Here is a 21107-nt window from a genome sequence, read left to right as displayed (position 1 = left end):
GGCGGATTTCATCTGCGCCACCGCTGCGGTGACCGCCGCAACGGCTGCGGCCGTCCCGGCCGATAGGGCCGTGACGTAAGTCGCCATGCTCTGCCGCGCCGGCTCCGAGAGGTCCTGAGAAAGGCCGGTGCGGAGGCGCTTGGCCTCCTCCTGGACCTGCTGCATGCCGATGATCATCGGCTGCGGATCGAACCGCGCCTTGGCCAGATCAGCGGCCAAGGGGAAAGCGCCAGGTCCGCCGCTTGCTGGGAGCTGCGGAGCGCCCAATGGCGCGACAGGACCCGAAACATCGAAGCTCTTGCCCGCACTCGGCGGGATGATGATCGGGGCACGCTCCGCCCGTAGGCGCTCCGCGAGCGCGGTCATCGCCTTCTCCATGCCCGGACGCGCGCCGGAGCCTGCGTCGAGGCTGAACCGGTCAGGCTTGGGAACAGCAACCTCATCGCGATGTCCGACCGGGAACGACGTTGCCTTGCCGGGGGCTCGTCCAATGCGAAGATCGGCTAGGCCGGCGGGGCCTGACGCATCGAAGTTCGGTCGCGGAAGGGGGCCGGCGATATCCGGCCCGGCCGTCATGGCTTTCATCCGCTCCTGAAGCTCTACCAGCTCCGCCTGCGCGCCCTGGCGGCTCGTGATGCCAGTGTCAGGCAGCCGGACATTGGGCCTGCTGTCGTTGGCAAGGGCGGCCTCGATCGCCTTGATCCGGCGACTTGTCTCGATGCTCTTCCGAGCTGCGGCCTCGCCGAACTCCACGTTCGTCATGTCACGCGCAGCAGCGGGTCCGGCAATCCTTCGAAGCTCCCGGCCCTCTGCCTCACGAGCTGCCGCAGCCTCACGGGCTCGTTTTGCATGCTCCAGCAGTGGGCCGCTGATGGCCTTGTCCTTCGTCGTCTTGGCTCTGGCTTCGAGATCGGCAGCCTCTGCCAGCGACTTCCTGGCGGCCTCGTCCGCATCGGCAGCGGCCGTAAGGTTCCGCCGCGAGGCGGCGCGGGCGGGATCAATGGTTGGCAGGGGTGCGATCGTGATATCCAGAGCCTTGTTGACGGCCCAGTCCCTCGCGTTCTGCACCGCCTCCTTAGCCGCCGTGACGAAGCGGCCGGTCTGATCGCCCTTGCCTTCGGGATCGTTGGTCGCGTCGCGCAGAGCTTTACGACGTTCGAGCTCGTCCATCTGTCTGATGACGCTCTCAATCGTCTCGTTGATGCCCGGTAGCGCCCACCGGCCCATGCGATCGCCGACATCTGATGAGAGGGCCTTCAGCCGCTCCAGGTGGTTGGCGGTTGTGGCGAGCTGGACGTTGAGGTTTCTGCCGAGCGAGCCGCTGAAATTCTGTGGGTTGCGCAGAAAGTCGAGCTGCTTACGAAACTCGGGCAAAGACTGACTAAACCGAGAGAATTCGTCGCCCCACTCTCCGCCCATGATCTCGTTGGCGACCTTGGCGGGCTCGGCATGTTTTCCGAGCCGATCCAGAACATCCATCATCGTGCCGGCGGCGTCGCGCTTCATGCCGGCGCTCACCTTCGCGACGCTGAGCCCCAGCATCTCGAAGGCGTCAGCGATCTTCTTGGCGCCTTTGCCGGTGCCCTCCGCCGTAGCCAGTTTGGTCGTGAAGGCGTTGAAGAAGCGCGATGCTACCTCGGCCTGCATGCCGCCGGAGCGTAGGGCTGTGACCGCGGCCAGTGTGGTGTCGATGTTGACCCCTGCCCCCTTGGCTGGCGCGGCGGAGCGTTGGACCATCTCGACGATGTCGGCTTCCTTGGCAGCCGAGTTGTCACCGAGCGCGTTGATCTTGTCGGCCAAGGCGTCCATCTCGGCAATCGTGTACTGGCCCGCCGACTTGATCTCTGCAAGCTTTTGCGAGGCGTCGCGGGGGACCATGTCCCAGCCGACCGAGGCTTTGGCAGCAAGCCGGACGTAGCGCTCCAGCTCCGAGAATTTGATGCCAGCCGCCCCGGCCTCGGCCGTCATCTCGGCCAGCCGCTCCCGAGGTACTCCGAGCTCAATGGCCGTCTTCGAGACAGTGCGCTGCAGCTCCTCCATCGCAGCAGGCGAGGGCGCGTCGTTGACCTTCTTGATGACCTCGGACCAAGCCTTCTCGAAGCTGATGGCCTCACCGATCGTGCCGCGAACGGCAGCGCGTCCTGCGTAAGCACCGCCGACGACTGGGAGAACGCGACGGCCGAGCGCGACTAAGGCGCCATCCCCCTCGGCGGCGGGAGCCTCGGTGCGGGGGCGCTGGAGTTCGTCGTTCAGATCCCGCCCTGAGCGTCTGCGCCTCGATGAGGCCTCCTCGCCGCCCATTGACCCTGCGCGGCCCGCCCGCAGCCGTCCTTGCTCGCGCGCCAACCGGGCGGTGGCCGTAGCGGCCCGATCCGTGTCCCTGGCCAGACTGCGCATGGCACCGGCAGCCCCGGAAACCCGCTGATCACGCAACGAGCCGGTGGCCTGTGACAGACGTCGGCCAGCTGCAGCCGCCCGATCGAGATCGTGGGCCAGCGCGCGGGTTACAGCATCGAGCCCGGCGACGCTGGCCCGTTCGCGACCGAGCTGCTGCAGACCGGTCCGAGCCTTCGTGGCCGCCACCGCCGTTCCGGTCAGCTCAGTGCCGAGCCGGGCCGTGACTGCGCCTGTCGCAGCGATACCAGCCCGTTCGGCGCCCATCCGGCGAAGGCTCGCATCGGCCTTGGTGCCGGCCGCCGCCACAGCGCTCAAATCGCGGGCGAGCGTCGCGCCGCCGCGCACGCCATTCAGCGCGCGGGCCGATCTTCCCAGGGCTTCGAGATCACGCTTGGCGTCCTGAGCGCCCGGCTTGATCCCGTTGATGAGGCGAAGGCGAAGCGCAACGTCGAGATTTGCCATCAATCACGCTCCGAGCAGCCCAGAGACAAGTTCGGCGAGCGCTGTGGTCAAGGCCTCCGCCATCGCGGCCGCTGGACCGCTGTCCGCTTCGACCTCCTGGGCCGCCGCACTTGCCAGCAGCACCTCGTCCCACGGCATCGCGAGGACACTGGAATAGCGCTCGTTCAGCCCGCGGGCAGCAGCTACCGCGTGGCTGCGCCAGGCTCGGAAGTCGGGCTGTAGAAAATCCGAGCCACGGCGCGGGGTAATAAAGGGCGTGCGGCTGCCAACAGCTCCGTGCCGTCGTCATCGATCAGGCCGCGCAGAACCGGCGCGGGATACCCGGCCATCGCCGCAAGGAAGTCGTAGAGATCGTAGGGCGCCCCCTCAGGCATGGAACTGATGACCGCGCCGACCTCGGCCACGGTCAAGCGTCGGACCGTGAGGCTGCGGACCTCGGCCCCTTCCCAGAGGAACGGATATTGGAGCGGGTGCTCCAAACGGATCGAGGCCGGATCGAGGAACTGCAATATCGCGGCCTCTGGCGACGGCGCTACGACAGGCGCAGCACCGGTTGCCGAAGCGCCCGCGACGTCCTCACCCTCTGCCCCTTGCGGGGGCAGCGGAGGCAGCTCGGCCGCTGGGTACTCTGCCAGGGGCCGGGTCGGACGATGGTTCGCCGGTCCGCTCACAGCACCAGCCCACCCGCGATCGCGAGGTTCGTCGCCATACCGGCATAGGGGTTCCTGCCGTTGATCAGCGTCGAGCCGGGGCCTGCGAAGACGTCGAACTTATGGATCGAATTGCCGTCGACCACATCGTTGTAGAAGACGATGTTGCTGAAGGTGTAGTCGCGCCCGGCCGCCTTGTGGCCCTTGACGGCCGCCTGCTTCGAGCCGGTGACGAGGCCCTTCATGACGATGACGCGGCCGCGGTTCTCACCGGTGCGGAAGGAGAGCAGGTTCTCGTACCAGGTCGCGGTGACGTAATCGCCCGGCAGTCGGCCGACGAGCCCCTGGATCTGCGGGTCCGCGGTCTTCGTCTTGATCTTGGCCTCTAGGGCCTCGATCTCCTCCTGCCACTTCGTCGCGATCATGTGGCCGCCGGGCGTGAAGGCGTCCTCGGCGTGCTTGACCTCCGGCAGCTCGACCTCATCGAGCACGCGCCAGGTGTTGAGCGTGTCGAAGTACCAGTTTCCGCCTCTGACGACGTTGTCCATCGCTCAACGCTCCAAGCTATGCGCGCGCCGCTGAGGACGCCGCGCCGTGTCCGATTGCCGGCCTCAGGCGGCGAGCCGCCCCGCGACGCCGTATTGGCTCATCGCCGTCTGGATCTCGTCGGCGAGGATGTTGAAGGCCGCTTCATAGCGACCGGTGTAGACCTGGATGTCCGTGATCGGCGGCGCCTCCTCGAAGTCGAGGGTGACGACGAACCCGCCGGTGCGCAGCGTCGCATTCGAGTTGAGCGAACGGTCCCAAGCCACGCGCCCGCCCAGGATCGCCGGCTCGGGCAGGCTCTTGAGCTCGGAAATGAAGTCTTCCAGCGATTGCAGCAGCGTCACGGCGACGTGGGCGCCGAGGTTCTTGCCGATGTACTTGACCAGCGTGCGCGGGATGACCTCCCGCACCGCCTTGCGGGTCCGGATGACGTTGATGGCGCGCCAGAGCGGATCGTTGGAGGTGGTGAAGAAGCCCCAGAAGCTCTTGCCCTGCGGCGAGTTCGAGGCACGCGAGGTGCGGTTCTTCTCGATCTGGACGATCGAGTTGACGCCACGCTGGATGAGATAGTTGGCCTCGCAGTCCGGATCGGAGATCGAGAAGCCGACCGCCCGGTCCGGCCCCAGGATGCCTTTGAAGGCCTGGTTGCCGGGATTGTAGTAGGGCGCGCCGTGATCCTTGTCGGTTTTCACCATCAGGGCGGCCGCGTGCGGCGAGGCCGGGCGCACGATCGGCACGCCCTCGACGCTCACGCGGATGGCCTGCCCGATGGCGACGACGTTGAGGGTCTCGGAGAAGTCGGCCGCCCACTCGACCGCCGCTTCCTTCGAGCTCGACGGCGTGTCGCAAAAGGCCAGCGCGGTCGGTAGGCGCTCGCAGATCGCATCCATGGCTGTGGCGGCCGGGTTCGCGGCGTTGCCGAGACGCTGCGAGGTGAACCCCGGCGCGATGATGTTGTCGGGCTCGATCCCCGTCTCGCCCTGGGCCGAGAGCAGGGCATAGAGACCCGTCTTCTGCGAGGGCGAGCCCACGATGCGCGCCATCTGCTGCTCGATGCTGACGGCCCCCGTGAAATCCGGCACCACGGCAACAACGGAGGCCACCACACCCTCCGAGGCGATGGCGTCCAGTGTCTGGCGCAGCGTGCCCGAGGTGCCGGCGCCCGCCACCATGTCCGCATCATCGGTCGTGAAATGCACCGGCGTGTCCGGCGGGTACAGCGCCCGGTCCACGCCGGTGGCCGTGAAACACCCGCCGATCGTGGACAGATCCGCGATGATGAAGGGCTGCTTGTCGGTCCGGTTCAGGAACGTGCGGACGCCGACATGAGGCGTGGTGGCGGGCATAGGCGCTCCTTGCTTGACCGCTAGATCAGTGCGGGGCAGCCTAGAATTGGCCTCCTAGCCGAAACACCCTGAAGCGCTTCAGGGTCGCCAGGTCACCCGGCGAGTGCTGGCCACTCGATCGCCTCCAGCGCCGCATTCGCGCCCTCGACGGTAGTGGCCTCGGCGATCGCCTTCTTTCCCGCGAGCCGGATGCCACGGATGGAAGCCCCGGCCTCCTGCCAAAGGTCATAAGCGGCCGTGATGGCGCGGGCGACGCCGACGACGTCATTGGCCGGCTCGTTCGTGGTGGGGTCGATGTCGATCCCGATCGAAGCCGCCAGCATGGGATACTTCGCTGGCGTGGCCGAGGATGGCGCCTTCAGCGCAGCCACAGCCTGCGCCTGGACCTCCTGATACTCCATCGCTTGGCCCGAGCCCGGCGTAAGCATGCGGTTGCGCAGACGCTCGGCCGCATTGTCCACCTGTGCCATCAGGTCAGCCTTGTAGGCACCGAACAGAGCATCGTCCGGCACGCCGGCAGCCCGCATCTGCGAAGCCGTGGCGGCGTTGAAGCGCACCCCTTGGTGCTCGAAGCTGAACGTCAGAAATTCTGGGAAATCCATCGGCGTGCGTCCTGTCTGCAGGTGAGGCAGGCGGAGGAGTTCCGCCCACTGCTAGGCGGCTAGTTCGTCGTCAGGTTCGTTTGGTAGAAGCCGCCCACGCGGGGGTCCGCACCGGCAGCGATGCCGGAAAAGATGCGTCCTTGAGCCGCCGCAGCCACGGACCCGTAAAGGTAGAAGCCGACCGGCGCGGAGTCGCCTTTCTGGATCAGGCGCCCCGGCGCGCCGGCGGTCACGCCCAGGATCGAACCAATGTCGACAATGAGGTTTGCTCCGCGGAACGCATAGAAGTGACCGGAAATTGTTTGGCCGGCAGGTTGATCTGCCAGGACCAAATCCACGCCGGTAAATGACATCGTATTGAAAAGCTGGAACATCGCCGTGGTCGTCTGCGAGTTGCCAATCGGCGAGTTGAGAGCGGTCGGCCGGAAGGTGACCTTTCGTTGAGCGGCGGCAACGGGGAAGACGCCTGCCGGGTCCGGCCCAGGCTGGCTACCGCGGACCGAGATGTCCGCAAATGCCTGCGACCAATGCTCATGAGTGATGTCGTTCATGAGGAAGACGTAATGCTTGGTCGCCGACGGTGCCCGCGAGACGATACCGTGCAGCGTCTTGGTTGCCTTCGCTAACGTCGAGCCGTCGTTGGCATCGTTCCCGTTGACCGGGTCACAATACCATTGGCGCTGCAGAACAGTGACGTCATTCACAACCTTTACGGCATCAGCCTTCGCCGCTGCGAAGTCGGCCTGAATTTGCGTGCGCGCCTGAAGGACCGAAGCGGTCGCCGCGTTCATCGCAGCGGTTGCTTCGACGAGCGCCTCAACAACAGTCGTCATGTGCGTTGTCCTTAAACTTTGACGCCGAGAGAGGCGAGCTTCAGGGTGAGGTTGACCATGTTCACGAAGGCCCGCGCATCGGTCGCGAGCAGCTCGGCGAGCACGCCGGCGGTGTCCGGCACATCAGGCATCAGCACCGTGATCGCGAGCGCCGAGGTCGGGATCGCCTCAAGCAAGAGGTCGAAGCCCAGCTCCACGCTGGCGAGTGGCGTCTTGTAGGCGAGCGGGAAGTTCGGGTCGGACCACAGCGCTAGCAGCGTGCCGTTGCTCAGGTAGAAGCCGACCTCGTTGATCGGGTACTCGCCGGGCGTGGCCGGCAGGAGCGAGAGCACGGTGAACCCGGCCGGGTCTCGGCGGGCGCCCGATAGGATCGGCACGCGCACCATCTGGCCGACGAGCGCCGTCGCTGTGCGAGCTGGCGTGTAACCCTTGTAGACGCCACCGACGAGCGACCCACGGCCGATCGCGACCTCCGAAATCACGGCCTGCAGGCCGGTGCCCTGCGCGTTGGCGATCGCCGCCAGTCCGACGTTGGTAAGGACGGGGATCAGCGGCTCGCTCATGGGGTCGACCTCAACAGGATGGGAGCGCGCACCCGCGTCAGGCCGAGCCCGATGCCGGCTAGGCCGAGGGTCCGGCCGGAGCAGGCGTCGAGCGTGGGATGCAGGGCGACGCGTGGTGCGACCTTGCCGAGCGCGATTGGGGCGAGACCGAGGGTTCGCCCAGACTTGGCGTCGAGGCGCGGATGCAAAGCCTTGCGGGAGGCGATCTTGCCCAGCGCCACGGGCGCGAGGCCGAGCGGGCGCGGGAAGGTCGCGCCGACAACCAGGCCGAAGGCGCGGCTCAGGGGCTTGGCCCGCATGATCGAGCTGAAGATCGCCCGGATGAGGCGATCGTTGAGCACCGGGCCATCGTAGAGCCGGGCTCTGGCATAAGCCTTGACGAGGAAGGTGTAGGCTGGTCCGCGCGGGACTTCTTCCCACCATTGGATGATGGTGGTGTCCACCTTGAGAGCCGCAAGCGCCACTCGAACCGCGTAGAGCTTGCCCTTGTGGGTATGCACGATCGGTGCGGCCTCGATCACCGCGCGCTTGATGTCGTCGGGCCAGAGCGGGTCCCAGACGTCGACCGACTTCTCCCAGGCCAGATGCTTCAGGTAGGCGGCAGGCGCCTCCGCGATGACCCGAACCCGCCGGATCTCGTCCATGTCGATATCGTCGAGGCGCGCGTCTGTGTCGGCGATCGCCAGTTCGAGGGGCGTCGCGTCACCCGGCAGAACGAAATCGCGATCGGGATAGATGATCTCACTCATCGCCGATCTCCGCTTTCACGGTGATCTTCGTGCAAAAGGGCGCCCGGTAGGCGGCCGCCCGCGTGCCCGGCGTGATCGGCTCGGCGTTCACGTCCGCCGCGGGTTGGGCCAGGTCGATGTCCTCGACGACGTTCGCTCCGTCCTTCCCGACGACGGACGCCTGGCCGTAGAGCATGCGCTGGGGTTGCGCGGCGCCCGGGCGATGCTGGCGGAGCGCCTGCGCGAGAAGGTTCTTGCCTGCGACGTCCTCGACGAGGGCTCGATCGGCGCCGCCTCCGACATAGATCACCGCATCGATCTCGTAGGGGACGATCTCGGCGGCAAAGACCCGGATGAAATCCGCGATCGGGTAGCGGTCCTCCTGCCGCAGCTCGGCCTGGACGGTCGCGATCAGTTCCGGTGAGGCTGATCCGTCGCCCTCGACCGCCACGATGACCACGTGGACCTCGCCGAGTGGCGTGAAGGGGTTCTCTCGCGTCCCCCCAAAGCTCATCGGTCCGTAGGCCGAGGCGGATTTCACGCCTGGCGTGGCCAGGGTGAACCCGAGATAGGCACCTTCCGGTCCAGCGGCCGACAGGGTCTCGGGCGCGAGCTGGATGCGGCGCCGGAAGTCGTCGTCGAGCTCCCAATCCTCGGGGTTGGTCGCGAAGGGACGCGGCTCCGCCACGAGGGGCAGGCGCGCCACGGCCGGCACCTGCGTCGCGCCCAGGTGATCCAGGAACGCACCCCAGCTGGTGGCGAGCAGCACCGCCCGGATACCATCGTCGCGACGCGTGAGCGCCAGCAGCTCGCGCACGCCGCCGGCCTCGGCGTTGGCGACCACCATCGGGTCCGTCTCGAGCATCCCGACATCGAAGGCGAACCCGTAGCGCGCCAAGCGTTCCTCGAGCTCCGCGATCCGCGCCAGCTTGATTGCCGCGAACGTATCGGTCCCGAGCGGAAGCGCTGGCAGGCGGGCCAGGACGATGTCGGTAAAGCGGGTCATGCCGGCCCCGCCGTCTCGGCGTCGCTCAGAGCGAACGTTGCGGTGACGGGCTCGGCGATCTTGAAGTTGTTGAAGCGGCCTTCCGGGTAATAGATCCCGGTGGTGCCCAGCGCGAGGAGCCCCGTGCGGTCGGCGCGCACGAGCTGGAAGCGCCGGATATCGTATTCCGGCTCCCAACGACGGATCGCCTTGCGCGCGTCGCGATAGATCGCGAGCACCACAGGCGCGGTCAGGTTCCGGCCGATGTGGCGCACGCCCGGGAAGCCGAAATCGAGCAGCATCAGCCGCTCGGTCAGCAGGGTCCGGAGGATCACCTCGACCGATTGCCGGACGTGGTCAAAGCCCCGGAGAGCCTTGCCCGTGCGACGGTCGATGCCGGAGCGGTAACGGATCATGGAGCGGTCTCAGCCTCGCCCCCGACCGGATCGCCCGGGTTGGCCTTCGCTGGTTCGGCCTTCGCTGGTTCGGCCTCGGGGGCCGGAAGCGCGGCGCCGGTCCGCAGGGCTTCCGCCTCTTCCCGCATGCGGTCGAGCCGCTTCGAGCCCGACGTGAACACCTTGGCCAGCGTCTTACCCTTCGGCACGATGGTGCCATCGCGTAGGCCGTGCTCGGCCTCGGCTGGGGTGAGGATGAGCGGCTGGCCCTTGACGACCACGCGGCCGGCAACGCGCGGTCCGGCCCGCTCCGTGAGTTCGTATTCTGCGGTGTCGCTCACTGGGTTCTCCATCAGACGAGGAGCTGATCGTTGCCGTCGACGGCCTTGTCCCCGCCGTCATCCAGGCCGCCCTTGTAGTGGGCGGGGCGCGAGCCGCCCTTGGCCTTGAAGACGCCGAGCATCTGCAGCCCCTCACCGGTGAGTTCGAAGCCCTGGCTGCCGTGCTTCAGGACCACCTTGTCCTTCGTGACGGACATCCGGACGCTGCCGTTCTCGAACAGCACGGCCTCATCGGCTCCCTGCTCGGGGTGTTTGTTTGTGTCGTTGAAGGTGCCAAACACAGCGACGCTGTCGGCGCCGACCACGCCGGAAGCGCTCTCCAGGTACATCTGCTCGCCGATGGAGGGCAGAACGAAGGTCTTGAAGGCGCCGGCCGAGTTTCCCTGCACCCGGGTCCAGGGTCCGAGGATCTTCTCACCGCTCTCGGGGTCCTCGCCGAGCTCGATCCGGACCTTGCGCGTCTTCTCGTCCCGCTCCGCGACCGGTCCGCCGATGCGCTGCAGCGCCAGCTTGCGGTTGAGCCGGACGTTCTCCTTGCGCAGGCGGCGCAGCTCCGAGCCGATGTAGCTCATGGCATGCCTCCGGCCGCCGGCGGCACCCAATCCGGGTCGCCGGGCAGGATCGCCCGCCCCATCGCGTCGAGCGGGACGGGGCTCTCCATGTCCATGAAGGGCTGACCCTGCGCGTACAGGACCTGCCACCAGGTCACGGCGAAGTAGGCGGTGCCCCGGTCCTCGGTCATGACGTTCAGGATCGGACGGGCCTCGGCATCCTGAGGCATCCCGATCTCGGAGAGGCCCCAGCGCGCGGCCGGCGTCTCGACGAGCGCGAGCACGGCATCGCACAGCGCCAGGCCAAGCTCGTCCCGGTAGGCGAGCCGCGGCGGCTCGCCGACGAGCCGATCCTCGACAACGACGTAGACGACGATTTCGACCGGCACGTCCCGCAGGCCGCTCATGCGATCTTCGGCCGGCCTGATGCGCGCGATCGCCACGCCGAACGATGGCGGGCTGAACATGTCCTTGCGGTCGAGATCCGCGATGTCGAGCCGTGCCGGCAGCGCCTTGACCTCGATCTCGGGGAAGGCGGCCTTCAGCGCGTCGACCACGGCCGTGCGGTATTCGAAGGCGCGGGACGTGGTGAGGAGGTCGGCAAGCGTGGTCACTGGGCCAGCCTCCCGAGCCAGTCTGTGACGACGTCCTCGATCTCGCGGCCATTGGCGGTCGAGAGGCCCACGAAGGGCCGGGCCGGGATCGTGACGCGTTTGGCGAAACGCCGGCGGCCGCCGCTGACGAAGGACAGCCCCTTACCCTTGGCGGTGATGACCGCGCCGTCCTGGTGGACGTGCGCGTATTCCCACGACGAGCCCCAGGTCACTTGGCTCGCGCCGACCTCGAACGCGATGCTGTCGCGCAGGTGCTCGCCGGTTCGCATCAGGATCGACGTGCCCTCCCGGTTGGCGGGCCAGGGCGCGCCGTCCGGCGACGTCTTTTCGCTCTCGATCCGACGGCGGGTCTGCATCTCGCCGATGCCGCCGATCGTGGTGAGGAGCGCACCCTCGTCGAGCGCAGCGAAGCGGCCGATCAGGGCGTTGGCCGCGGCGAGGTCGCGGACATCGAGGGTGAGGGAGACGCCGCTCATCCGGCGCCCCCGAAGCGGCGGCGGGTGAATAGGCGCTCGGGCGCGTCGATCACGACTTCGTTGGGCGATCCGCTCGTGGTGGGCTCGCCGGCCGGCGCGGACGCACCGCCGCCCTCGAAGTTCAAGGCGCCGCGCCCAGTGGCGATGCCTTCAAGCCGCTTTACAGCGGTGGTGTAGCGGACCTGGATCGCCTCGGTCTGGCGTCCGAAGGAGAGCGCGACGCGGTAGAGCGCCATGTCGATCGCGTAGAGGCGCAGGACGCTCCGGCTCTCCGCATCGAGCCGATCCAGGTCCTCGCCGGTGTAGCGGGCCGCCAGGATAGCGCGGATCTCGGACGAGACGTCGGCGCAGGCGGCCTCGACCCGGACGGGATCGACCTGGCGCGTGGTCTCGTCGGCCGCCAGCACCGCCAGCTCGCGCGGATGGCGCGCCTGGATCTCGGCGAGGGTAACGAAGGGCGCGCGGGGCTCGGCCACGACGAGTGCTCCGGTGACAAGGAAGCCGGCGGGAAGCATCGTCCCGCCGGCCGGGGGGTGCTGCCCCCTGCTGCCCGCGATGCAACAGCACCGCACCGCGGGTGCCGGCCTCGGGGACAGCGTCCCTGTACCGGCGCCCCTCACCGGGGCATTCGTGGGTGCGGGGGCCGGATTTGAACCGGCGACCACCGGGTTATGAGCCCGACGCTCTGACCCCTGAGCTACCCCGCGGAGCCGCGAGACCCTCAGTCGTCCGAGGCGTCGTCGAGCTCGTTCCAGGGGGTGTCGGAGATCGCGCCGATGCCGACGAGTTCGGTGTAGGCGCGGAAATCGACCGGAACCCAGCGGTTGTCGCCGTCCGGCGCGTAGAGCACGCCGTCCCTCCGGATGGCCGTCATCGCGCGGGCGAGGCGTTGGCCGGGCACTTCGGCGGCATCGACCACGAAGCTGGCACCGTCCCGGGCACGCCGCAGGCTATAGAGCTCGTCGCGTTCGCGCGCCGTCAGCGGGTCGTTCGCGCCGGCCGGCCGCAGGCCAAGCCCCTCGGCAGCGGCATCGGTCAGCGGTCGCGCCTCAACGGCGTCGATCGGGCGAGCCGTCCGCGCCGCGCCAACACCGGGACCGCCGGGGATCTCCGGGACCGGCCCCGCCCCGATCACCACCGGCTCGCTCGCCGCCTGGGCAGCCTGTTCAGCGGTGCCAGCGACAGCGACCGGCACAGTGGACGCCTTCTCGACGCTCGCCGTCGCCGTTTCGTTGCCTGCGCCGGCGACGGGCGCCGTCCCGCCAGTGCCCTCGCCACTGGCCGGCGCGGTGCCGCCCGCGCCACGAGGCTTGCGACCGGTCGAGCCAGCCTGGGTGATATCGGCCATGATGACGTCCCTCCGTGGTGGATGGGCCGCGCGAAACCCTCGCGGGGCTACGCGACGGCGTTCTGAATGAGGAAGCCGACGTCCCTGGCGACGATCTGCTCCTCGACCTTCTCGCCGACGCGAACGACCCTGCCGCCTTCCAGACCGACGTCGCGGTCCTCCCAAGAGCCGGCGATGCGGGTCCCGTACTGGGCGGTGAAGCCCCAGGTGATACCGCCCTGCTCCGGGCGCAGGTTTTCATCGCGGAAGTGGAGCTGGATCGACTTGCCCCAGACGCGGTTGAGATTGGCCGCCTGGCCGGGCCGAGCGACGTTCACGAAGCTCTCGCCGATCGCGAGCTCGCGCAGACCCTCGCCGCGGAAGAGGTCCACGAACTCCTCGGGCTTGATGATGCCCTTGCTTGTGACGTTGCCACGAATGGCGTTCACGAGCTGGGGATGGGACGAGATCCCGGTCCAGACGTCGCGGCCCATGGACATGATGTTCGGCCGGTAGATCAGGGTGCTCTGGAAGGCGGCCTTCAGCACGCCGATGATATCGCTGGCGCCGTTGGAGAACTGATCCGCGCCCGAGAGCACCAGGCGCCGCGTCGGGCTGTAGTTGGCGGGGTCCTGGACCTTGGCGGCGACGCGGACTTCGCGATCGAGCAGGATGAGGTTGGTCAGCCCCTCGGCCGCGCGGTTCTCAGGGTCGAAGTTGCCGAGGTTGCGCGCCCGCATGTTGGCGGCCGCGTTGATGTCCGAGATCGGGATCCCGTCCTCCAGGCCGTAGTCGCGGGTCCGGCCCGCGCGCTCGGCGCCACTGAACTCGACCCGCTCGACCCGCCCGCGGCGCGAGACGAGGGTGCGCGGCACCGTGAACATCTCCGCAATCGGGTACTCGGTCCACTTGTACTCCTCGCCCGGGACCGGGATGCGAGGCATCACGCGGTCGGCGATGAGGGTGTTGGCCGGGTTCGAATACCCGATGGCGATGGCGGTCATCACCGAGCTGGTGACAAAAGGACGAGGAGCCATGAGTGCGGACCTTCAGGAGCTGCGGGAGGGGAGCGATCAGCCGTAGATCGCGAAGGGCGAGATCAGGACCTTGCCGATGTCGTCGGCGAGCCCCGGGCCGCGCGCGGTCCCGATGCACCACACGACGGAGCCGGCGGCGGGCTTCACAGCCTTCACACCCCGGCCGAAGGCGTCCGACGTGATGGGGTCGCCGGCGGCCACGACGCCGCCGAAGCGCAGATCGGCGATCTGGGTGAGCTGAAGGTCGACGAGCCCGTGAGCGGCCGTGCCGCCGACGCTGTCCGTGACGCCGGCGACCGGCTGGCCCGGTCCGGTCATCACAGCGACGCGGTCGCCGTTGGACGGATCCGCGAAGGCCGCGAGCAGAAAGCCGGCGATATCGGCGGTGATCGCGTGCGACTTGTAGAAACCGTCCTGCATGACCTGGATCTCCGGTGGCGTGGTGCGCGGCCCTCAGGCCTTGGCGTCGGCGGCGAGTTGGACGGCCTCGGCGTAGCCAATGGGCATTCCGGCGGCGGCGCGCTCCGACTGGATCTTGCTGGCCTTGGCCGCCAGGGTGACGGGGTCGACCTCGCCGCCAGTGCTAGCCTGCTGCCCGTCGAGGCCGGAGCCCTGGAGGTTCGGCGCGGTGGCGGCGAGCATCGCCTTCACCCCGGCCAGGCCCTCGTCGCTGGTACACAGAGTGACAAGGCTCTCGCGTTGGGCCGGGACGATCCGGCGTTCCTTCAAGGCGCCTTCAAGGAGATCGGTGACCTCCTTGTCGCGCGCCGCCTTGGTGAGGGCATTCAGCTGTGCCGACGTCGTCGCCAGCTGCCCCTGCAGTTGCGTGACGAGCGAGCCGCCACCATCCCTCAGCCCGCCGATCGCCGCGAGGCAGGCGGCGGCATCGGCCGTCTCCGGCAGTCCCAGTGCCGCGGCGAGCGGCTTCACCTCGGCGCGCGCGCCGATGGCGGCGAGGCAGGCAGCCTCGGTGGCGTCCTCAGGCAGGCCGAGGGCCTTGGCGATCTGTTTCATGCTGGGCTCCAAGGTGCCGCCAAGCGCATGCAGGAGCGCCGGCATCGATAGGGCGGGGGTCGCGACAAGCGAGATCGAGTGCAGCCAGACGGCCTGGCCGCTCGCGTCGGGAAAGAAGGTCGGAGAGACGTAGCGGTGCTTGCGCACGACGCCGGCGGCCGTGGCCGGATCGAGCCAGTTCACCCGCGCCCAGGTGCCGTCCGGCCGGGCTTGCAGCTCGGCCGCGTAGCCGATCGGCTCGACGTCCTCGCCGCGCGTTGCCCGCAGGGCCAAGCCGTGGTTCGTATCCACGGCGACATCGACCGCGTCCGAGACGAAGCGCGCCGCCAGCACCTCGGGATCGAAGCCGTAGCTGCGCCCGTCGCGGGTCGCGAACTTGCCCCGCGGCGTCACCCTGATCCACTCGGGCGCTCGCGCCTCGCCACCGGTCGCCGCGAGGGTCACCTCGCCGGCGATGATGCCGAAGGCTGGCAGTTCGAGCGAGGAGGGGGCGGGGCGCTGGGTCACGGCCGCACACTGGCGGCGGGGCCGCACCGGAACCCTGCTGAAAGCTTTCAGTCCGGGAGGCCGGCAGGCGGCTGATTGGGGCAGCCCGAGGCGCACGGCGCTCGTCGTCCAGACGTTACCGCTTTGCCCGGCCGCGGGAACCCCTCCAGGATCGCCCCAGGTGCTTCAATTTCATCTTCAAAGGATTTTGGCGCCAGACGGGCGTCTCAAGTGAGGAGGCCCCTCAGCGGGCCGTTTTCGCGACGCCCCGTTTGAGCGCGCGGGCCGGCCATGGTATGTGGATCATGCGGACGCAAAATTCGCCTTCGGGCGGCCGTTCGGCCATCCCCGTGCAAGCGGGGCGTGGGAGGGGGTTACGGCCCTTCGTCCGCATCATTCTCTCCCTCGCTGAGCATGACGCTGCGGCCCTCGCGGGTCCGCTGGTTCGCGCGGTAGCTCTTCCGGGCCGGCCGAAACAGCGTCAGGGTCCGCCAGGCGCCGCGAACGCGCGTCAGCACCGCGCTCCACTCCTCGCCCGCCACCTTCGCGAACGCCCAGATCCGGGCCGGGTCCGCCTGCGACGTGTGGATCTCGCCGTGATCCAGGACGGCCTGCAGCTTGGCCCAGTCCGCCGGTGCTTTGGGATGTGCCGCGTGGCTGTGCGCGATCGCGGCATCGCTGGCCGTGATGGTGACCGGCGCGCGCTCCAGGCCGAGGCCCCGCAACGCATCGAGCCGGCGCGGCAGCACGGCGATCGGCAGGTTCACGTGCGTCCAGGGCGCCGCCTTCGCGGCGGCCGCATCCTGGGCGGGCTTGGATTGGCCGGCCGCCTTGGCAGTGGCCGCGGCCTCGTCGCGGCGTGCACCGAGGTTCAGGGCCTCGGCATGGTGGCGCTCGAACGGCTCGGAGCGGACCAGGTCCTCGACGCCGAGACGAAGCGCCTGGCGCACTGCAGCCGGGCTCGGCCCGGCCGCGGCCGCCTCGATCCGTCCAGCGAGCGCGTCGGCCGCCGCCCGCCGGCGCTCGGCCGCGAGGCCGGGATTGTGAGCCCAACCCGGATCGATGCCGTCCGGAACCCGCACGATCTCGCCGGTGCGCCGGTTGAGGAAGGGCTTCTCGTCGAGGGCGGGGCGCTCGTCGGAGAAGCCGGGCTGCCCGAGCTTATCCTCGCGCTCGAACCGCGAGACCTGGCGGACAGCACATTTGCAGCGCCAGCCATTCGGCGGAAAGTGCGTGCGCCACCAGGGATCGTCCGCCGGGAGGATCGTGCCCGCCCAGCGCAGGTGCTGATCGCGCGGGGCTAGCGACGTGGTGCGCACGTAGAGCAGGTAAGGCAGGGCTTCCTTGGTGCGCTGGATGCGCTCCCACTGCCCGGCCGCCCGGGCGGCCCGCATGTTCGAGGAGAAGATCGTCTGCAGCCGGCCCGGGGCCGTGAAATCGACCTTGCGATCCGGGCGCTCGCCCGTGGGATCGGCCACAAGGCGCGGCTTGCCCCAGCCGATCCGCTCCAGCTCGGGCTTGAGGGCCGCTCGCCAATTCTCGAAGCCCTGACCGTTGTCGATCGCCCGCTTGATGCTGTCGCGCATGACGCCGAGCAGCTCGACGTCGACGGCCTTCGCCACGGTGAAGGCGTGGGCGTGCTCCTCGCCCCAGATGTCGAGCCAGGAGAAGCTAGGCCTGAGGCCGCGATCCGCGAAGTAGCGCGGCACCTCGGCGGGCACGCGAAAGCCGGAGCGGGGCTCTGCCATCAGGGCGAACCGGTCAGCACTCTTCGACCGGCGTCAGACAGTCTGGCGGCAGGCCCGCACAACCGCACTGCGCCGCCCGAATGCATCGACCGTCGTCGGCGTGAAAACCCTCGTGATGCCCACATGGGCACTGCTTCGGACCGTTCCGATAGCACCAGGACGGCACATAGGGGCCGTCCTCAGGGGGACCTGCATGACTGTCACTTACCGGCCCTGGCATGGAAGATCCTCAATCTCTTAGGTCGCCGAGGCCGCGGGCGATCGCGCTGGCCCGCGCCAGGCGCTCGCGGAGCGGTCCGCTGTTGGTGCGCAGCGTGTCGAGGCGCGCGAGCACGTCCTCGAAGCTGGTGGCGTCGGCCGCCAGGGCGAAGACGCCCTCCAGGAGCGGATCGGTGATCGCCTGCCAGTCCGCGAGCTGCTCGTCCTGAAGATCGTCGAGCGCATCGCGCGTCGGATCGAGGGCAGCCAGCCGCACGGCCGCGCAGCCGGCGCAGTGACAGCCTCCAGGATGGCCGGGGCGCAGCGAGAGCATCGCGGGATCGGCCGGCGTCCTGCCGGGTGCCAGCGGCGCCGGCGGAACGACCTCGGACTTCGCCTCCGGTTTAAGCAGCTCCTCGCCTTCCTCAGGCTCCGACAGTGCAAGCTTCTCGCGCATCTGCCGCTGCGAGACCCGCAGGCCCAGCGGCACGAGCTTGGCGACGCCATCGGTGAGCGCCTTGATGTCCTCCGGCTCCGCGACAGGAAAGTCCGCCTGCGGATAGACGTCCTGCGGACCGAAGTTGAAGGCGACGAACCACGGGATCAAGTCGCGATTGACCGTGCCGGCGGTCTGCTGACCATCCGCCCGCTTGATGTCGATGCGGACCTCGTTGTGGATCTTGGCCTGGCCGAGGGACGAACCCTCGTCCGACGTCATGGTCTGGCCAAGCACCACCTTGGAGACCTGCCGATCCATGTAGGAGAGCAGCTCGCCGAAGACGGCCTCGCCGTGACTACCTTGCACCGCGTGGAAGTCGATCTCCATCCCGGCGGGGATGATGGCGGCCGCGTCGCTGGCGATCGACCGCACCGCGTGCAGCAGCGTCCGCTTGTCCCCGTCGCTGGCGCCGGCGTTGTACTTACCGACCCGGAAGGGGATGCCGTAGATCTCCGCGAAGGCGGCCCAGTCCTGAAGGGTGAAGGACTGGACGATGAACGACCAAGCCACAGGCCGCGCGAGGCCGCTCCGCAGCGGCAGGCCCGTCAGGATCGAGGGCATGTGCCGGAGGAACAGTCCCGGCGGGATCGGATCGCCGTCGAAGTTCGTGTCGCTGGCGAGCCGCAAATCTTCGAGGGTGACGCGGTCGAACTGGAAGAAGCGTGGATCGCGGTGCTTGTACTGGACCGGCCGCATCATGCCGCGCTGGTAATCCCAGATCGGCTCGACCATCGAGTAGCCCTTGGCCACACCATCCTGGAGGTCGGAGCAGGCGGCGCGGAAGCCCGGATCGTTCACGAGCTCGGTGACGGCGTCGATGATCTTCGTGCTCACACCCTGAGGCGTCGTCACCTGCGGGTCGATCGTGTCGAAGGCGAGCCGGCGGACCTGGAGCTGCGAGCGGTAGTGCATGTACCGCTCCTCCATCTCGATGGAGAGCGTGAGGTAGGCGCGGGCGTGTCCGTGGTTGGCCTGGCGCATGATGTCGGCCAGGCGCTCGGGCGTGAGGCCCGAGGCGACGGCATCCATCTGGATGCTGCGCACGCCCCACTGCATCGTCGGCGCGAACTCCTGCGTGAAGAGCGGCACCTCGATGGCGCGCCCGTCCGGACCGAGGATCGCGGATCTGCGGGTCGGCGCCATGTCACAGAGCCCTTTCGATGGTGGCGCGCTTCATCCGGTTCCACAAGCGATCCATCGCGGTCATAGTGCGAGGTGCGCTCTCGACCCGACTGGGGCGCGGGATCATCCAACGAGGACGTGTCCGGCGTTCCTCGATCCAGGCGGGCACGCGCTCGGCGACAGCCCGGAGGTAAGCGCGCCGGCGACGGAGGGGCATGCGCTTCCAGTGGTCCCAGCAGATCCACTCATCGCCGGGATTGCCCCGCCGCCAGCGCCGGCAGAAGGGCACACAGCAGGGAACGCGATGGCTGGCCTCGGCTACCACAGCGACCGCCCGCTGGCCGGATCGATCCCCAAGTCAGCTACAAAGCGACCCGCATGCCCATCGGTCCGCTCCAGGCCGCGTCCATATCTTTCCGGTTCGGTGATCCCATAGGCCGGCGTGTATGCGTAGCTGACCACCGGCATCAGTGATGCAAAGTGTGCCAGCGCTCCCGCAATGGCGGCATCGCCGTGACGACGCTTTGTCTTCCCCTCTGCCGCACCTTCACCCTTTTCCGTCGTGCGGGTGCGTGGCACACGCGCAATCCCGTCAATCATCTTGATCAGCTTGAAGTCTTCCAGCGTGTATGTGTCCGCAGGCAGAGCCATGCCACGGGCTTCTAGCGTCTCCTTCAGCTTGGGCATGTTCTCGCGATACCACTCGATAGAGAACTTCACCTGCGCGATGACATGCTCCCCGTACTTCTGGGCGGCATACTCTGCCTGGGCCGCGCCGTTGCCCCCGGCATCGAGAGCGCCGCCCGAAAAGCGCGGAAGGTGATCTACGATCCAGAACAGGATCTGCTTCTGCTGGGCGAATGGAATGTTGCGCAGTTCGACCACGAAGGGAGTCTCGCGGTACAGCGAGGCGACAATCTGAACTGGCCAAATCACACTCAGATCGGACACGCGTCCGAAATCCTGGCCGAAGAAGCTCGGGGAGCGTGGATCGAGGCGCGACAGGTGCGGGCCTACGATGCTCTCGCACCACGTGCGCGCCATCGCCTCGCGATCGGCTTCCGGCTTGTAGGCGAAGTTGGCCGGCATCTCCCAGCGCAAAACGGGTATATCCCGCCGCATGCAGGCTTCGATGACGGCCGGCAGCAGCCAAGCGCCAGTGCCCTCGCTCGGGATACAGAACAACTCCTCGTCAGCGCCGTCCCCGTAGATTGCGATGATCTTGGCACGCCACGCTGCCTCCCCCTCTGGCGACCAAGTCTCTCCGGTTCGTAGGCAGACGCGATGGTAGAGACCGTCCTGGAGAGCGTCGTCAAAGTCGACCTGAAAGATGGCGTAGGGCTTCGCTCCAGCCCAAACCTGCTGGCAAAGCTTATTGAAAGGATTGCTCTCGCCGTTGTGCGACGAGATCACCAACACCTTGCCGCCCCAGATCAGAAGCGCAAAAGCAGCCTTCAACAGTCCTTCAAGATCGTCATGGAATGCGGCCTCGTCTACGATGACGTAGCCCTGTTTGCCACGGAGTGATCGCGGTCGCGACGATAGGGCCACGATCTCGAAGCCACTGGCGAAGGCGATGCGGAAAGCCTGGATGCGGCGGGTGTCGGTGGGATCGGCCTCGTTGACGTCATCGAACAAGAACTCCCCGACGTCACTGGCCGCCTGGGAGAAGGCCTTTGCCCACATTCCACAGACGTCAATAAATTCGCGGGCCATATCGAGGTTGTAGCCGATGTAGAGGCTGTCCATCCCACCTGCGCCACGAGCTGCGGCAGACGACAGTACGGCGTCCGCTCCAGCCGCCCAGGTCACGCCGGTTCGGCGAGACTTCGGCAGGATCGTGACCTCGTTGGTCGCGGTGGTCTCCAGAAGCCTCCGCTGATACGGCAGCAGGACATCCGGGTTGCCAGGATCAAGCCCGGCCGGCAGGCCGGTGAGGCTCTCCTGGCGCAACCGCTTCCATTCAGCCTCCGAAATCGCTCGGCCGGATCTCAGATCATCATCCCGGATCGGAACGCTCACGGGGTGCCTCCGGCAGGTGCAGCAGGCAGCTTCAGGCCCAGGATCTTCTCCTTGATCCCGCGGACCGTCTCACCGGACAGGCCTTTTTCCTTCGCCACGGTGTCAATTGCCTTCTCGGCACCCGCTGCGAACTCGCCCTGCAGCGCGAGTTCGCAGCGGGTGCCG

Annotated in this window: 22 protein-coding genes and 1 tRNA gene; all 23 read right to left on the bottom strand. The window is 68.0% G+C overall.

What is annotated here, in order from left to right; translation table 11 throughout:
- The coding region (locus tag MFF55_RS02775) for a phage tail tape measure protein (protein ID WP_238242557.1) at window positions 1-2859 on the bottom strand (2859 nt) is incomplete at its 3' end.
- A gap of 182 nt (window positions 2860-3041) precedes the next feature.
- Window positions 3042-3368, bottom strand: a complete 327-nt coding sequence (locus MFF55_RS02770; RefSeq protein WP_238242556.1) for a phage tail assembly protein — start codon at window positions 3366-3368, stop codon at window positions 3042-3044.
- Between the two features lie 158 nt (window positions 3369-3526).
- Window positions 3527-4057, bottom strand: a complete 531-nt coding sequence (locus tag MFF55_RS02765; RefSeq protein ID WP_238242555.1) for a phage major tail tube protein — start codon at window positions 4055-4057, stop codon at window positions 3527-3529.
- A 63-nt stretch (window positions 4058-4120) separates the two neighbouring features.
- The gene (locus MFF55_RS02760) at window positions 4121-5401 is read right to left on the bottom strand and encodes a phage tail sheath family protein (RefSeq protein WP_238242554.1); all 1281 of its coding nucleotides are present in this window, start codon (window positions 5399-5401) and stop codon (window positions 4121-4123) included.
- A 92-nt stretch (window positions 5402-5493) separates the two neighbouring features.
- Window positions 5494-6003, bottom strand: a complete 510-nt coding sequence (locus MFF55_RS02755; RefSeq protein ID WP_238242553.1) for a hypothetical protein — start codon at window positions 6001-6003, stop codon at window positions 5494-5496.
- A 59-nt stretch (window positions 6004-6062) separates the two neighbouring features.
- Window positions 6063-6836, bottom strand: coding sequence for a hypothetical protein (locus MFF55_RS02750; RefSeq protein ID WP_238242552.1), 774 nt, complete (start codon window positions 6834-6836; stop codon window positions 6063-6065).
- A gap of 11 nt (window positions 6837-6847) precedes the next feature.
- Window positions 6848-7399, bottom strand: coding sequence for a phage tail-collar fiber domain-containing protein (locus MFF55_RS02745; RefSeq protein WP_238242551.1), 552 nt, complete (start codon window positions 7397-7399; stop codon window positions 6848-6850).
- Window positions 7396-8148 (bottom strand): phage tail protein I, encoded by a 753-nt coding sequence (locus MFF55_RS02740; protein WP_238242550.1) that lies wholly within the window; start codon window positions 8146-8148, stop codon window positions 7396-7398. The genes MFF55_RS02745 and MFF55_RS02740 overlap by 4 nt, the downstream gene beginning before the upstream one ends.
- Window positions 8141-9133 carry a baseplate J/gp47 family protein gene (locus MFF55_RS02735; RefSeq protein ID WP_238242549.1) on the bottom strand — a complete coding sequence of 331 codons (993 nt, stop codon included), beginning with the start codon at window positions 9131-9133 and terminating at the stop codon, window positions 8141-8143. The genes MFF55_RS02740 and MFF55_RS02735 overlap by 8 nt, the downstream gene beginning before the upstream one ends.
- A complete protein-coding gene (locus tag MFF55_RS02730; RefSeq protein WP_238242548.1) occupies window positions 9130-9528 on the bottom strand; it encodes a GPW/gp25 family protein in 399 nt (132 codons plus the stop codon). Before MFF55_RS02730 ends, MFF55_RS02735 begins: the two co-directional genes overlap by 4 nt.
- The gene (locus tag MFF55_RS02725) at window positions 9525-9848 is read right to left on the bottom strand and encodes a hypothetical protein (RefSeq protein WP_238242547.1); all 324 of its coding nucleotides are present in this window, start codon (window positions 9846-9848) and stop codon (window positions 9525-9527) included. Before MFF55_RS02725 ends, MFF55_RS02730 begins: the two co-directional genes overlap by 4 nt.
- An 11-nt stretch (window positions 9849-9859) precedes the next feature.
- Window positions 9860-10420 (bottom strand): phage baseplate assembly protein V, encoded by a 561-nt coding sequence (locus MFF55_RS02720; RefSeq protein WP_238242546.1) that lies wholly within the window; start codon window positions 10418-10420, stop codon window positions 9860-9862.
- The gene (locus tag MFF55_RS02715) at window positions 10417-11013 is read right to left on the bottom strand and encodes a hypothetical protein (protein WP_238242545.1); all 597 of its coding nucleotides are present in this window, start codon (window positions 11011-11013) and stop codon (window positions 10417-10419) included. The genes MFF55_RS02720 and MFF55_RS02715 overlap by 4 nt, the downstream gene beginning before the upstream one ends.
- Window positions 11010-11489, bottom strand: coding sequence for a phage virion morphogenesis protein (locus MFF55_RS02710; protein ID WP_238242544.1), 480 nt, complete (start codon window positions 11487-11489; stop codon window positions 11010-11012). The genes MFF55_RS02715 and MFF55_RS02710 overlap by 4 nt, the downstream gene beginning before the upstream one ends.
- The gene (locus MFF55_RS02705; RefSeq protein ID WP_238242543.1) at window positions 11486-11965 is read right to left on the bottom strand and encodes a phage protein Gp36 family protein; all 480 of its coding nucleotides are present in this window, start codon (window positions 11963-11965) and stop codon (window positions 11486-11488) included. The genes MFF55_RS02710 and MFF55_RS02705 overlap by 4 nt, the downstream gene beginning before the upstream one ends.
- 155 nt (window positions 11966-12120) lie before the next feature.
- Window positions 12121-12196: transfer RNA gene (locus MFF55_RS02700), tRNA-Met, on the bottom strand.
- Between the two features lie 14 nt (window positions 12197-12210).
- A complete protein-coding gene (locus tag MFF55_RS02695) occupies window positions 12211-12837 on the bottom strand; it encodes a hypothetical protein (RefSeq protein ID WP_238242542.1) in 627 nt (208 codons plus the stop codon).
- Between the two features lie 47 nt (window positions 12838-12884).
- Window positions 12885-13820, bottom strand: a complete 936-nt coding sequence (locus tag MFF55_RS02690; protein WP_238242541.1) for a capsid protein — start codon at window positions 13818-13820, stop codon at window positions 12885-12887.
- A gap of 69 nt (window positions 13821-13889) precedes the next feature.
- Window positions 13890-14273 (bottom strand): hypothetical protein, encoded by a 384-nt coding sequence (locus MFF55_RS02685; protein ID WP_238242540.1) that lies wholly within the window; start codon window positions 14271-14273, stop codon window positions 13890-13892.
- 33 nt (window positions 14274-14306) lie between these two features.
- Window positions 14307-15374, bottom strand: a complete 1068-nt coding sequence (locus MFF55_RS02680) for a phage protease (protein ID WP_238242539.1) — start codon at window positions 15372-15374, stop codon at window positions 14307-14309.
- A gap of 353 nt (window positions 15375-15727) precedes the next feature.
- On the bottom strand, window positions 15728-17101 hold the full coding sequence (locus tag MFF55_RS02675) for a phage head morphogenesis protein (protein WP_238242538.1): 1374 nt from the start codon (window positions 17099-17101) through the stop codon (window positions 15728-15730).
- A 229-nt stretch (window positions 17102-17330) separates the two neighbouring features.
- Window positions 17331-18941: a DUF935 domain-containing protein gene (locus tag MFF55_RS02670; RefSeq protein ID WP_238242537.1), complete on the bottom strand. Its 1611-nt coding sequence runs from the start codon at window positions 18939-18941 to the stop codon at window positions 17331-17333.
- A gap of 297 nt (window positions 18942-19238) precedes the next feature.
- On the bottom strand, window positions 19239-20942 hold the full coding sequence (locus MFF55_RS02665; RefSeq protein ID WP_238242536.1) for a hypothetical protein: 1704 nt from the start codon (window positions 20940-20942) through the stop codon (window positions 19239-19241).
- Window positions 20943-21107 lie beyond the last annotated feature (165 nt).

This window comes from Methylobacterium iners, from assembly GCF_022179305.1.
Lineage (GTDB): Bacteria > Pseudomonadota > Alphaproteobacteria > Rhizobiales > Beijerinckiaceae > Methylobacterium > Methylobacterium iners.
This window is presented reverse-complemented; position numbering and strand designations above follow the sequence as displayed.

What these genes read in the sequence shown, in the direction of transcription:
- MFF55_RS02765 (WP_238242555.1), bottom strand. Translation starts at nt 4,057, where the DNA reads ATGGACAACGTCGTCAGAGGCGGAAACTGGTACTTCGACACGCTCAAC.
- MFF55_RS02760 (WP_238242554.1), bottom strand. Translation starts at nt 5,401, where the DNA reads ATGCCCGCCACCACGCCTCATGTCGGCGTCCGCACGTTCCTGAACCGG.
- MFF55_RS02755 (WP_238242553.1), bottom strand. Translation starts at nt 6,003, where the DNA reads ATGGATTTCCCAGAATTTCTGACGTTCAGCTTCGAGCACCAAGGGGTG.
- MFF55_RS02750 (WP_238242552.1), bottom strand. Translation starts at nt 6,836, where the DNA reads ATGACGACTGTTGTTGAGGCGCTCGTCGAAGCAACCGCTGCGATGAAC.
- MFF55_RS02745 (WP_238242551.1), bottom strand. Translation starts at nt 7,399, where the DNA reads ATGAGCGAGCCGCTGATCCCCGTCCTTACCAACGTCGGACTGGCGGCG.
- MFF55_RS02740 (WP_238242550.1), bottom strand. Translation starts at nt 8,148, where the DNA reads ATGAGTGAGATCATCTATCCCGATCGCGATTTCGTTCTGCCGGGTGAC.
- MFF55_RS02735 (WP_238242549.1), bottom strand. Translation starts at nt 9,133, where the DNA reads ATGACCCGCTTTACCGACATCGTCCTGGCCCGCCTGCCAGCGCTTCCG.
- MFF55_RS02730 (WP_238242548.1), bottom strand. Translation starts at nt 9,528, where the DNA reads ATGATCCGTTACCGCTCCGGCATCGACCGTCGCACGGGCAAGGCTCTC.
- MFF55_RS02720 (WP_238242546.1), bottom strand. Translation starts at nt 10,420, where the DNA reads ATGAGCTACATCGGCTCGGAGCTGCGCCGCCTGCGCAAGGAGAACGTC.
- MFF55_RS02710 (WP_238242544.1), bottom strand. Translation starts at nt 11,489, where the DNA reads ATGAGCGGCGTCTCCCTCACCCTCGATGTCCGCGACCTCGCCGCGGCC.
- MFF55_RS02695 (WP_238242542.1), bottom strand. Translation starts at nt 12,837, where the DNA reads ATGGCCGATATCACCCAGGCTGGCTCGACCGGTCGCAAGCCTCGTGGC.
- MFF55_RS02690 (WP_238242541.1), bottom strand. Translation starts at nt 13,820, where the DNA reads ATGACCGCCATCGCCATCGGGTATTCGAACCCGGCCAACACCCTCATC.
- MFF55_RS02685 (WP_238242540.1), bottom strand. Translation starts at nt 14,273, where the DNA reads ATGCAGGACGGTTTCTACAAGTCGCACGCGATCACCGCCGATATCGCC.
- MFF55_RS02675 (WP_238242538.1), bottom strand. Translation starts at nt 17,101, where the DNA reads ATGGCAGAGCCCCGCTCCGGCTTTCGCGTGCCCGCCGAGGTGCCGCGC.
- MFF55_RS02670 (WP_238242537.1), bottom strand. Translation starts at nt 18,941, where the DNA reads ATGGCGCCGACCCGCAGATCCGCGATCCTCGGTCCGGACGGGCGCGCC.